This window comes from Burkholderia sp. 22PA0106 (assembly GCF_047497155.1).
Lineage (GTDB): Bacteria > Pseudomonadota > Gammaproteobacteria > Burkholderiales > Burkholderiaceae > Burkholderia.
Genome location: NZ_CP163162.1, coordinates 3182124 through 3193183, shown reverse-complemented (window position 1 = coordinate 3193183; position 11060 = coordinate 3182124). Strand labels below are relative to the sequence as shown.

The 11060-nt window shown below is 68.6% G+C and carries 12 protein-coding genes; 10 read left to right on the top strand and 2 right to left on the bottom strand.

From position 1 onward, the window contains the following. The first annotated feature begins 1 nt into the window (after window position 1). From AB4850_RS13840 to AB4850_RS13800, 9 genes are all read left to right on the top strand, one after another. Window positions 2-760, top strand: coding sequence for a DUF969 domain-containing protein (locus tag AB4850_RS13840; protein WP_414440379.1), 759 nt, complete (start codon window positions 2-4; stop codon window positions 758-760). Next, window positions 757-1707, top strand: coding sequence for a DUF979 domain-containing protein (locus AB4850_RS13835; protein WP_414440378.1), 951 nt, complete (start codon window positions 757-759; stop codon window positions 1705-1707). Before AB4850_RS13840 ends, AB4850_RS13835 begins: the two co-directional genes overlap by 4 nt. 170 nt (window positions 1708-1877) lie before the next feature. Beyond that, window positions 1878-2810, top strand: a complete 933-nt coding sequence (locus AB4850_RS13830; protein ID WP_414440377.1) for a LysR family transcriptional regulator — start codon at window positions 1878-1880, stop codon at window positions 2808-2810. Window positions 2811-3173: 363 nt separating this feature from the next. After that, window positions 3174-4274 (top strand): porin, encoded by a 1101-nt coding sequence (locus tag AB4850_RS13825; RefSeq protein ID WP_414440376.1) that lies wholly within the window; start codon window positions 3174-3176, stop codon window positions 4272-4274. Window positions 4275-4392: 118 nt separating this feature from the next. Continuing rightward, window positions 4393-5943 carry a methyl-accepting chemotaxis protein gene (locus AB4850_RS13820; RefSeq protein WP_414440375.1) on the top strand — a complete coding sequence of 517 codons (1551 nt, stop codon included), beginning with the start codon at window positions 4393-4395 and terminating at the stop codon, window positions 5941-5943. Window positions 5944-6202: 259 nt separating this feature from the next. After that, entirely contained in the window at window positions 6203-6880 is a 678-nt protein-coding gene (locus tag AB4850_RS13815; protein WP_414440374.1) for a heavy metal response regulator transcription factor, read from the top strand. A 47-nt stretch (window positions 6881-6927) separates the two neighbouring features. After that, window positions 6928-8475 (top strand): heavy metal sensor histidine kinase, encoded by a 1548-nt coding sequence (locus AB4850_RS13810; RefSeq protein ID WP_414442026.1) that lies wholly within the window; start codon window positions 6928-6930, stop codon window positions 8473-8475. Window positions 8476-8768: 293 nt separating this feature from the next. Continuing rightward, window positions 8769-9254 carry a hypothetical protein gene (locus AB4850_RS13805; RefSeq protein ID WP_414440373.1) on the top strand — a complete coding sequence of 162 codons (486 nt, stop codon included), beginning with the start codon at window positions 8769-8771 and terminating at the stop codon, window positions 9252-9254. Window positions 9255-9362: 108 nt separating this feature from the next. Beyond that, complete coding sequence (locus AB4850_RS13800) at window positions 9363-9962, top strand: rhomboid family intramembrane serine protease (protein WP_414440372.1); 600 nt, start codon at window positions 9363-9365, stop codon at window positions 9960-9962. A 93-nt stretch (window positions 9963-10055) separates the two neighbouring features. On the opposite strand, the gene AB4850_RS13795 is transcribed toward AB4850_RS13800, so the two are convergent. Further along, the gene (locus AB4850_RS13795) at window positions 10056-10205 is read right to left on the bottom strand and encodes a hypothetical protein (protein WP_414440371.1); all 150 of its coding nucleotides are present in this window, start codon (window positions 10203-10205) and stop codon (window positions 10056-10058) included. On the opposite strand from AB4850_RS13795, the gene AB4850_RS13790 reads away from it, so the two are divergent. Next, entirely contained in the window at window positions 10204-10614 is a 411-nt protein-coding gene (locus AB4850_RS13790) for a DUF2938 family protein (RefSeq protein WP_414440370.1), read from the top strand. The two genes, AB4850_RS13795 and AB4850_RS13790, sit on opposite strands and share 2 nt — an antisense overlap. A 73-nt stretch (window positions 10615-10687) precedes the next feature. Here AB4850_RS13790 and AB4850_RS13785 read toward each other — a convergent pair whose 3' ends face one another. Next, window positions 10688-10981 (bottom strand): DUF1330 domain-containing protein, encoded by a 294-nt coding sequence (locus tag AB4850_RS13785; protein ID WP_414440369.1) that lies wholly within the window; start codon window positions 10979-10981, stop codon window positions 10688-10690. Between the last annotated feature and the right edge of the window lie 79 nt (window positions 10982-11060).

Below are 11060 nucleotides of genomic sequence, written 5' to 3'. Positions count from 1 at the left end.
GATGCAGTCAACCGTGAATCTGTACCCGCTTGTCGGCGTCGCGCTGATCGTCGCCGGCTTCGCGTTGCGCTTCAACCCGCTGCTGATCGTGGTGGCCGCGGCCGTCGCGACCGGCCTCGCGGCGCATTTCCCGCTCGACCACGTGCTCGCCGCGATGGGCGCGGGCTTCATCAAGACCCGCGTGATCAGCCTGATCATCCTGCTGCCGCTCGCGGTGATCGGCCTGCTCGAACGGCACGGGCTGCGCGAGCGCGCGCAGATCTGGATCGGCGGGATTCGCGCCGCCACCCCGGGCCGCCTGCTGCTGGCCTATCTGCTGGTGCGCGAGCTGACCGCGGCGGTCGGCCTGACCGGCCTCGGCGGGCATCCGCAGATGGTCCGGCCGCTGGTCGCGCCGATGGCCGAAGGCGCCGCCGAGGCGCGCTTCGGCAAGCTCGGCGACGCGGTGCGCGAGCGCTTGCGCGCGTTCTCGGCGTCGGCCGACAACGTCGGGCTGTTCTTCGGCGAGGACGTGTTCGTGGCGTTCGGCGCGATCGTGCTGATGGTCACGTTCCTGAAGGAATCGGGCGTGGTGGTCGAGCCGATGCACGTTGCGGTGTACGGCATTCCGACCGCCGTGGCGGCCTTCGCCATTCACGGCTTCCGGCTCTACCGGCTCGACGGCTGGGTGGCGCGCCAGGTGGCTGCCCCGGCTTCCCCCGCCCCGGACGGCAAGGCCGCCGCGCCGCATCTCGATCGCGCACCAGGAGAACAGGCATGATCGTTTCGCTCAACGTATTTTTCTGGCTGCTCGGCATCCTGCTGATCGTGATCGGCGGCGTGATCGTCAGCGATCGCGCGCATCCGAAGCGCTTCCTGGCCGGTGCGTTCTGGATCGTCTACGGCATCGTGTTCCTGGCCGGCGACAAGCTGCCGGCCGACGTGGTGGGCGTGCTGGTGGTGGCGATGGCGCTGGTGGCCGGCTTCGGCGGGGTGGTCGGCGGCAAGCCGAAGGTGCCGAGCGACGAAGCGCGCCGCGACAGCGCGCTGCGGCTCGGCAACCGGCTGTTCCTGCCCGCGCTGACGATCCCGCTGGTGACGGTGATCGGCACGCTGCTCGCGCCGCATCTGGTGTTTGGCGGCACGGCGCTGATCGATCCGAAGAACGCCACGCTGGCCTCGTTCGGCATCGGCTGCGTGGTGGCGTTCGCATTCGCCTGCGCGATGACGCGCGACCGGCCGCAGCAGGGCGTGCTGGAAGCGCGCCGGCTGGTGGACGTGCTGTCTTGGGCGGTGGTGCTGCCGCAGATGCTCGGCATGCTCGGCCTGGTGTTCGCCGATGCGGGCGTGGGCAAGGCCGTGGCGCATGTGACCACCGCCTACGTGAACCTCGACGTCAAGCTGGTGGCGGTGGCAGTGTACTGCATCGGCATGGCGCTGTTCACGGTGATCATGGGCAACGGCTTCGCCGCGTTCCCGGTGATGACGGGCGGCATCGGCGTGCCGGTGCTGATCGGCATGTTCCATGCGAACCCCGCGCCGCTGGCCGCGATCGGCATGTTCTCCGGCTATTGCGGCACGCTGCTCACGCCGATGGCCGCGAACTACAACATCGTGCCGGCCGCGCTGCTCGAATTGCGCGACAAGTACGGCGTGATCCGCGCCCAGGTGCCGACCGCGTTCGCGCTGCTGGCCGTCAATATCGTGCTGCTGTACGTGATGATGTAGGCGGTGTGGCGCGGTGGGAGCGCCTTCGGGCGCGAGGTAGCCGTCAAAATCATTCTGCTGTATAGCTGGTGCAGGTCCGGCGGCGCGCCCCAGCGCCGCCGGCAGGACGCGAAAGCCGGGTTGCCAGCGCAATCCGGCTTTTGCCGTCCGGAGGCGCAAGGAGGCGCGGCGTGAATCTGAAGTTCCTCGAAACGTTCATCTGGGTCGCCAAGCTGCGCAGCTTCAGCCTGGCGGCGGAAAAGCTGCATTCGACGCAGGCGGCCATTTCCAGCCGCATTTCGGTGCTGGAGCAGGAGCTGGGCGCGAAGCTGTTCAAGCGCGAGCCGAAGGGCGTGACGCTCACCCGCGAGGGCGAGCGCGTGCTGCGCCACGCCGAGCAGGTCAGCCAGTCGATGACGCAGCTCTACGAATCGCTGCAGGGCGAGAAATTCGCCTACGGCACGATCCGGATCGGCGCGATGGACAGCGCGATCCACTCGTGGTTCGTCGATTTCGTGGCCGACGTGATGGCCCATTATCCGAACCTCGACATCGAAGTGACCTCCGACACCGCGCTCAACCTGAACGAGCAGTTGCGGCGCGGCATGCTCGACATGGTGATCCAGACCGACATGCTGCGCGACGAAACGATCCGCAGCGTCGAAGTGCTCGAACTGGCGGTGGTGTGGATCGCGGCCGCCAATTCGCGCGTGAGCGGCCTGCAACCCGACGAAACCGAGACCGCCGCGCTGCGCCGGCTCGGCAACGAGCGGCTGATCACCTACTCGCGCCATTCGCGCCCGCACCAGGACCTGCTGCGGCTGATGCAATCGTTCGGCATCGGCGAGGCGCGCGTGAGCTGCGTGAACTCGGTGGCCGCGATGATCCAGTTGACCCAGGCCGGCTTCGGCGTGGCGGCGATGCCGCCCGCGCTCGTCACGCTGCCGCTCGAAAAGGGCACGCTGCGCCAGCTCGAAGGGCTGGAGGTGCCGCCGCCGCTGCCGTTCGTGATCGCGTGGCGCACCGGCTCGGACCTGACCGAGCGGCTCGTCGAGATCGCCGTCGACACCGTGCGCGCCTACGCGGCGCGCCTCGGAGAAGGCGCGGCGCGCGTCATGGTGTAGGCGCTCGTTCGCATTCCTGTTGTTTTTCGGCGCCGCGTTCGCGGCGTTCCGTTGCGCCTTTCCATTCCGATTCGGCCGCCCGGCGCATTCGCGCCCGGCGGCGTTCGTGCGTGCGCGCCCGACGTATTCCGGTATTCGAATTCCTTATGCGCGCGATTTAATTTTCAAGTTCGACCTGCCCGCGACGCTGCAACAGAATCAACCGTGCTCAGGGAAACGTCCCGCACGAACCGGCCAAGACCGGGCGCGCGGGATGCGGAGCAGGGGTGGCCTGTGGTGGGATGGACGACACATCGCCGGCCGGGCGGATGCCGCGCTGCACTTTCGAACCACGCGGCCAGAACGAATCAATCAGGAATTCGAATGAAAAAGATCATCGGCGGAATGGGGATCGCGCTCGCCTGCGGCGTGGCGCACGCACAATCGAGCGTCACGTTGTACGGCTTGATCGACGAAGCCGTGCGGTTTCAGACTTCGGCGGCCGGCAACACCACCGGCGTCAACGAAGGTGCCGTCAACGGCAACCGCTGGGGCCTGAAGGGCGTGGAAGATCTGGGCGGCGGCAACCGCGCGATCTTCCAGCTCGAATCGGGCTTCAACATCGCCAACGGCAAGTCGGACCAGCAAGGCCAGTTGTTCGGCCGCTTCGCCTGGGTAGGCCTGCAGAGCGACCGCTTCGGCACCGTCAAGCTCGGCCGCCAATACGGCGGGATCTACAACTTCTACGCGTTCAACTTCGATCCGATCGGCGGCGGCAACATCAACGCCACGGATTGGTCGCTGTTCCTGGTCGGCATCCGTTTCGACAACACCGTGCAGTACGAGAAATCGTTCGGCCCGGTCGGCTTGCAGGTGCAGCACGCGTTCGGCGGCCAGCCGGGCAGCGGCGCGTCGGGCAGCACCACCACCGCTTCGTTGATCTACAACTTCAACGGCGGCAAGGTCGGTATCGCCGGCGCGGAATCGAAGGACGGCGGCGGCCACAAGCTGGTGGTCGGCTCGTTCGGCGGCACCTATGCGTGGGGGCCGCTCAGCCTGTTCCTGTACGGCATCGACGCGCGCCGCGACGCCGGCTTCAACGTGGCCACCGCCAATTCCGGCGGCCCGCTGTCGAACACCAGCATCATCAGCAACGTCACCACGGCCGCCGGCAGCGCGCAAACCAGCGCGCGCAACGACGCGTTCCTGCGCGTCGGCGCGACCTACGCGCTGTCGCCGCAATGGCGCTTCATTGCTTCGTACGCCTACGATCATGCGAACAACGTGTCGCCGGGCCGCAGCGGCTCGATCCAGACCGTCTACGGCATTGCCGACTACATCCTGAGCAAGCGCACCGACGTGTACCTCGAAGTGGACCACAGCCATCTGTCGGGCGCGTCGGTCAACGATCCGAACGGCCCGCTGACGTTCGCCGGCAAGGCCAACAACTTCGGGGCGAGCCTGAGCCTGCGCACGGTGTTCTGAGTGAGCGGTTGAGCGAGTGCGGCGGTGGCCGGGTCGGCCCGGCGGTTGCCGCTGTTGATCGCGCGCGTTGCGGGCCGGAGGGCCAGGCGGCGCGCGCTTTTTTTCGGACGGATTCCTGATGAACGGGATGACGCTGCGCAAGAAATTGTGGCTGCCGCTTGCACTGGCCTGGGTGGGGCTGGTGGTGCTGGCCGTGTGGAGCGCCTGGCAGGCGCGTGACCTGCAACTGGGCGAACGGCGCGCGGACCTGCGCAACATCGTGCTGATGGCCGCCTCGGTGGCGCAGGGGCTGGAGCGCGAGGCGCGCGCGGGCAAGCTCGACATGGACGCCGCGCGCCGCGAGGCGATCGCGCGCATCGCCGACCTGCGCTACGCGGGCAACGGCTACGTGACGATCATCGGCGCGAACTCGGTGATGGTCATGCATCCCACCTCGCCCGCGCTGAACGGCAAGGACATGTCGAACTGGCACGACGCGCACGGCTACGCGCTGTACCAGGGCATCGCGGCGGCCGGTGCGTCGCCCGAGGGCGGCGGCTTCCTCGAATACTGGTGGCCCAAGCCGGGCGAGACCGAGCCCAGCCCGAAGCTCGGCTACGCGCAGCGCTTCGCGCCGTGGGGCTGGGATTTCATCGCGGGCGCCTACCAGGACGATATTCGTCAGGCCTACTACCGGATGCTCGGGCGCTCGCTGGCGGCGCTCGCCGTGCTCGGCGCGATTGTCACGCTGCTGACGCTGGCCGCCTCGCGCAGCATCCTGCGCACGCTCGGCGCGGAGCCGGCCGTGTTGTCCGGCGCGATCGCGCGCTTCGCCGAAGGCGACCTGTCCGTGCTCGACGGCGCGGAGCGCGCGCCGGCCGGCAGCATGCTGGCCTCGCTGGCGCGCATGCGCGCCGGGCTGATCGCGCTGCTCGGCACCGTGCGCGCTTCGGCCGAGGGCATCGCCACCGGCGCGGCGCAGATCGCCTCGGGCAACGCCGATCTGTCGGCGCGCACCGAGCAGCAGGCCGCGTCGCTTCAGGAAACGGCCGCCAGCATGGAGCAGATGACGGCGGCGGTGCGGCGCAACGCCGAATCGGCCGACGAGGCCAGCGCGCTCGCGCTCGACGCCGCCGAGATCGCGCGGCGCGGCAGCGCGTCGGTCGGGCAGGTGGTGGGCACCATCGGCGAGATCAGCGACAGCGCGCGGCGCATCGCCGACATCACCGGCATGATCGAGGGCATCGCGTTCCAGACCAACATCCTCGCGCTGAATGCAGCCGTGGAAGCGGCGCGGGCCGGCGACCACGGGCGCGGCTTCGCGGTGGTGGCGGGCGAAGTGCGCTCGCTCGCGCAGCGCGCGTCGTCGGCGGCCAAGGAGATCCACGGGTTGATCGGCGATTCGTCGCGCAAGGTCGAGGACGGCTCGCGGCTGGCCGGCGAGGCAGGGCGGATCATGAGCGATGTGACGCAGGCCGTGGCGCGCGTGCAGGCCATCGTCGGCGAGATCGCCACCGCGTCGGCCGAGCAGCGTCAGGGCATCGAGCAGATCGGCATCGCCATCACGCAGATGGACGACGTCACCCAGCACAACGCCGCGCTGGTCGAGCAGGCGGCGGCCGCATCGAATGCTCTGGACGTGCAGGGGAGGCAGTTGACCGAGGCGGTGGGGGCGTTTCGGGGGGATTGAGCGGGCGGTGGTGGCGGGTCCGGCCCCGAGGGGCTTCGCGGCTTGCGACCGTAAGGCTTGCGTCCTTGGCCCCGAGCGTTGGCGCCATCGAGGCTCGCCGCGCCGCATGACAACCCTGTCATGCACCCGCTCCCGTTCCGCGCCAGGCGGCCCGTCCGTCAGGGCTCCGTATTACATTTTTGTCATCCGCCCCGCCGGGTCGCCCGGCACCCTCGAATCCCGGTACCATCGACGCGTATTCATGGGACAGGAGCGCGCGGTGCGAATCCTCGTAGTCGAAGACGAACCGAAAACCGGCGCCTATCTGAAGAAGGGGCTGGAGGAATCGGGCATGAGCGTCGATCTGGCGGCCGACGGCGCCGACGGCCTGCTGCTGGCCGAGGAAGAGCAGTACGACGTGATCGTGCTCGACATCATGCTGCCCGTGCTCGACGGCTGGGACGTGCTCAAGCGCCTGCGCGCCAGCAAATCCACGCCGGTGCTGTTCCTGACCGCGCGCGACGACGTGGAAGACCGCGTGCGCGGCCTCGAACTCGGCGCCGACGATTATCTGGTCAAGCCGTTCGCTTTCGTCGAATTGCTGGCGCGGGTGCGCACGCTGGCGCGGCGCGGCCCGCCGCGCGAAACCGAATGGATCGCGATCGGAGACCTCGAAATCGACGTGATGCGCCGCCGCGTGCGGCGCGGCGCGGCCCGCATCGACCTGACGCCGCGCGAATTCTCGCTGCTGCACCTGCTGGCGCGCCGCCAGGGCGAAGTCCTGAGCCGCACGCAGATCGCCTCCTATGTCTGGGACATGAATTTCGACAGCGACACCAACGTGGTGGACGTGGCGATCCGGCGCCTGCGCGTCAAGATGGACGACGATTTCCCCACCAAGCTGATCCACACCGTGCGCGGCGTGGGCTACGTGCTCGAACTGAAGGACGCCGGCTGATGCGCGCGCGCTCGCTGACGGTCGCGCTGGCGGTGGCGTTCGGCGTGATGACGCTGGCGGTGTTCGCGCTGGTCGGCACCTATGTCTATCTCGGGCTGGACCGCCAGGTCAGCCAGCAGAGCGATCTCGACGTGGTGCTGGCCGCGCGTCACGCGCGGCGGCTCGCCGAGGAACTGGCCACGCCCGCCGAGGTCGGCACGCACGCCGAGCGCCTGACCAGCGTGGTGTTCGGCAACAGCGCGCTGTCGTTCGCGGCCGCCACGGCGGACGGGCGCATCGTCGCGTCGCGCAACCTGGCCGTGACGCTGCCCGGCCAGCCCGGCGCGCGCGCCCGGCCCGCGCAGGCCGGCGACATGAGCCGCGGCGACGCCAACGAAGCCAGGCCGGCCCGCGCGGCCTCCGCTGCGGCCTCAGCCGCATTCACCGACCCCGATCCCGATCCCGGCGATGCACCCGATTCCGCACCGCCGGCCGATCGGCTCGCGGCCATCGTGCCGCGCGGCACGCCGCACGTCGATTCACAGGCGCGCATCGTCGACACGCAAATCGTCGCCTGGACTGCACGCGATGGCATGCCGGTGCACGGCATCGTCACCGATGCGCGGCTGCGCGACGGCAGCGTGATCGCGCTGGTGGTCGCCCGCAACCTGCACGACGGCGCCGCGCTGCTCGACCGCTACCGCGACACGCTGTGGCTGGCGGGCGGTGCGGGCGCGGCGCTCTCGGTGCTGATCGGCTATGCGTTGATTCGTCTGTCGCTGCGGCCGCTGCGCGGCGTGGTGGCCGATGCCGGCCGCATCACGGTGGACCGCCTCGATGCGCGGCTCGACGGGCGCGGCGTGCCGCAGGAGCTGGCGCCGCTGGTGGATGCCGTCAACGCCATGCTCACGCGCCTGCAACGCGGCTTTCGTCAACTGTCCCAATTCAGCGCCGATCTCGCGCACGACCTGCGCACGCCGCTCAACAACATGCGCGGCGCGACCGAGGTGGCGTTGAGCCGCCCGCGCGGCACCGGCGAATACGAAACCTTGCTCGAATCGAATCTGGAGGAATACGAACGGTTGTCGCGGATGATCGAGAACGTGCTGTTCCTGGCGCGCGCCGAACATCCGGGCTTCGTCACGCATCGGCGCAGCTTCGAGGTGCGCGAGGAATTGCTGAGGATTGCAGGGTATTTCGAGGGGCTGGTCGAGGAGGCCGGCTCCGCGTTGAGCGTGGAGGGCAACGGCCAGTTGACGGCCGATCTCGAACTGTTCCGGCGCGCGATCGGCAACCTGCTCGCGAACGCGCTGCGCTACACGCCGCGCGGCGGCGCGATCCGGCTGATCGCGCACGACACGCCCGCGGCGCTGACCGTCACCGTGGCGAACCAGGGCGAGCCGATCGCGGCCGAGCTGCTCGACCGGATCTTCGACCGCTTCTATCGCGGCGATCCGGCCCGCAGCCGGCAGATCGCCGGAGCCGACGGCGGCGTGGCCGGCCTCGGCCTCGCAATCGTGCGCTCGGTGATGGAACTGCATGGCGGCGCCGCGCATGCCGAAAGCGATGCGCAGGGCACGCGCTTCGTGCTGACGTTCCCGCGCGTGGCCGATTGATTGTCAGGCGTTGGAAAGCCGGTTGACGGACGGAGCGCGGCGCGGCGGGCACGCGTGATGCTCGGCTCACTGATGGTTGCGTGTGCATCGTTCGTGTCAGCCGCCTGCCGGCGCAATCGGCGTGCGGTCCGTGTGCGGGGCGGCTGTCAATCGGCGGTGAGCATGTGCTGCGCGCGACGCGCGACCTGTGCCACGATCCGTCGCTCATCGGCGCGGCCGGGCTCCCTCTCTTCCGCGCCGCCGTTGATCCGTTTCGCCCGTCGCTCGACGCGGCAACCACCGGAGAAACCACGATGGCCGATTCTTTCGACACCGACCCGGCGCGGTCGCAACCCCGTCCCGCGGCGCACGACGCGCTCGGCCACTTGCTCGACAGCCTGCATCAGAACGGCTTCCTGCGCGTCGCGCACAATTTCGTCGATGCCAACAGCCAGATCGCCGACGTGCTTGGCGGCCTCGGCCAGCCCGCCGCGCAGAACGGCATCCAGAATCTCGTCGTACTGCTGAACGCCTTGTCGCGCATTCCTCCCGGACATCTGGAGAAGGCCGCGTTCGCCGCGTCGGATGCGATCCAGCACGTGGCCGCCTGGCAGCCGGCCGCGCATCACGACACCTCGCCCGGCGTGACCGGCGCATACAAGCTGCTGCACGACGAAGCGCTGTGGCAGGCGATCACGCCGCTGTTCGAAGGGCTGAAGGTGTTTCTCGACGGCTTGCGGCGCGAGGTGCCGGCCGGCGGGGCCACGGCGACGGCGACGGGAAATCCCTCGGGCCGCTGACATCCGGCGGCAGCGACTCGGCGTGGACGCGGAGTTCCGGCCCTGAATGGGGCTCGTTCAAGCTAAGATGACGGCGCTCGATCGTCATGGCCCTTTCCGTTTCCCGACATGCGAAAAATTCACGAACTCGGCGCGCAATTGAAGGCGCGCGTCACGCTGCTGGCCGGCTTCGTCGGCTCGATGTGGGCGGTGTTTTTCGTGTCCGCGCTGTTTCCGTGGCTGCACCTCGACAACCACGGCGTGGTGCCGCGCACGTTCGGCGGCTTGCAGGGAATCCTGTTCGCGCCGTGGCTGCACGCGAACCTCGCGCATATCGTGGCGAACACCTCGGGCCTGCTCGTATTGGGCTGGCTGTGCATGTGGCCGCGCATCGCGAACTTCTGGGACGCCACCATTGGCGCGATGCTGGGTGCGGGCTTGTGCGCGTGGCTGCTCGGTGCGCCGTATTCGGTGCATATCGGCGCGAGCGGGCTGGTGTTCGGCTATGCGGCGTATCTGGTGGCGCGCGGTTTGTACGTGCGCGATGCGGTGTCGGTCGTCGTGGCGCTGGTGGTGGTGGGCGTGTATGGGTTCAGCATGCTGATCGGGGCGCTGCCGTTCACGCAGGGCATCTCGTGGCAGAGCCACGTGGGCGGCGCGATCGGCGGGATTCTGGCGGCGCGGGCGGGGCGCGGCGCTGCGTTGGCGGCCAGGGGGCGGGCGGGTTGAGGCGCTCGATGCCCGCGCTCTGGCAATTGCGCATTCCAAATGCATTGTTCTCCACTCGCCGCGCGCACGCCGGCCGTGGTTTTTGCCCTATCCTTAGCGTCCTGTCGCGCCGGAGATCGGCGCGGAAAACCAAATAACGGAGTCAGTGATTGTGAGCGCCTCAGGCACAGCAAGCTTCATCGCGTCGAGCATCGTCATCGGTTGCGGCGCGACCGCGATATTCGATCTCTGGAAAGTGTTCATGTCCGAGGTCATGGGCGCGCCGCGAGCGAATTGGGTGTTGGGTGGCCGCTGGTTCGGATACCTGACGAGGTTGAAGTTCCATCGTCAGAACATCGGCGCCACGCCGCCGTTTCCGGGCGAGCGGCTGCTGGGCTGGTCAGGCCACTATTTCATCGGCATCGTCTATGCCGCCGCCTTGCTCGGCATCTGGGGGATGGCGTGGGCCGATGCGCCGACGCTGTTGCCGGCGTTGATCGTCGGCGTGGTGACGGTGCTGGCCGGGTGGTTCGTGATGGCGCCGGGCATGGGCGCGGGCGTCGCGAATGCCAACACCCCGACGCCGGCCAAGGCCTGTGCGTTGCAGTTGGCGAGCCATGTGGTGTTCGGGTTGGGGCTTTACGTGACGGCGCTCGGCTGGGCTGCCTTCTGAGGTATCGAGGCAACCGAGTAGCGATCCGGCCCGGCCGCGCGTGCGGCGGCCGGTTCGGCCGGCGGGAGCGCGGTCAGGCGAAGTCGCCCTCGACGATCAGCAACTCGCGTTGATAGGCCTTGAGCGCGAACACCTTGGCTTCCTGGTAGGCGCTGTCGGCGTAGCATGCCCTGGCCGCATCGAGAGACGGAAACTCGACGAGCAGCACGCGCTTGGTCTGGCCGGCTTCGGCCAATACCGTGCTCGAATCGAGCACCTTGAGTCTGGCTTGATACTGCTCGGCAATCGGCGCCCACAGCGCGGCGTATTGCTTTTGCGCTTCTTGATCCGTGACATCGCCACCCAGAACCACCCAATATCCTTTCATGCATTTCTCCGAGAAAGTATGAAACCCGTGCCTCGCGAAAGATCGATCCGACTTCAACGAGCGCGCTCCACTGTACGCC

Excerpts from the sequence above, each read along its gene's own strand:
- AB4850_RS13835 (WP_414440378.1), top strand. The coding sequence starts at position 757 with ATGATCGTTTCGCTCAACGTATTTTTCTGGCTGCTCGGCATCCTGCTG.
- AB4850_RS13820 (WP_414440375.1), top strand. The coding sequence starts at position 4,393 with ATGAACGGGATGACGCTGCGCAAGAAATTGTGGCTGCCGCTTGCACTG.
- AB4850_RS13790 (WP_414440370.1), top strand. The coding sequence starts at position 10,204 with ATGTCCGAGGTCATGGGCGCGCCGCGAGCGAATTGGGTGTTGGGTGGC.
- AB4850_RS13800 (WP_414440372.1), top strand. The coding sequence starts at position 9,363 with ATGCGAAAAATTCACGAACTCGGCGCGCAATTGAAGGCGCGCGTCACG.
- AB4850_RS13785 (WP_414440369.1), bottom strand. The coding sequence starts at position 10,981 with ATGAAAGGATATTGGGTGGTTCTGGGTGGCGATGTCACGGATCAAGAA.
- AB4850_RS13805 (WP_414440373.1), top strand. The coding sequence starts at position 8,769 with ATGGCCGATTCTTTCGACACCGACCCGGCGCGGTCGCAACCCCGTCCC.
- AB4850_RS13840 (WP_414440379.1), top strand. The coding sequence starts at position 2 with ATGCAGTCAACCGTGAATCTGTACCCGCTTGTCGGCGTCGCGCTGATC.
- AB4850_RS13825 (WP_414440376.1), top strand. The coding sequence starts at position 3,174 with ATGAAAAAGATCATCGGCGGAATGGGGATCGCGCTCGCCTGCGGCGTG.
- AB4850_RS13795 (WP_414440371.1), bottom strand. The coding sequence starts at position 10,205 with ATGAACACTTTCCAGAGATCGAATATCGCGGTCGCGCCGCAACCGATG.
- AB4850_RS13810 (WP_414442026.1), top strand. The coding sequence starts at position 6,928 with ATGACGCTGGCGGTGTTCGCGCTGGTCGGCACCTATGTCTATCTCGGG.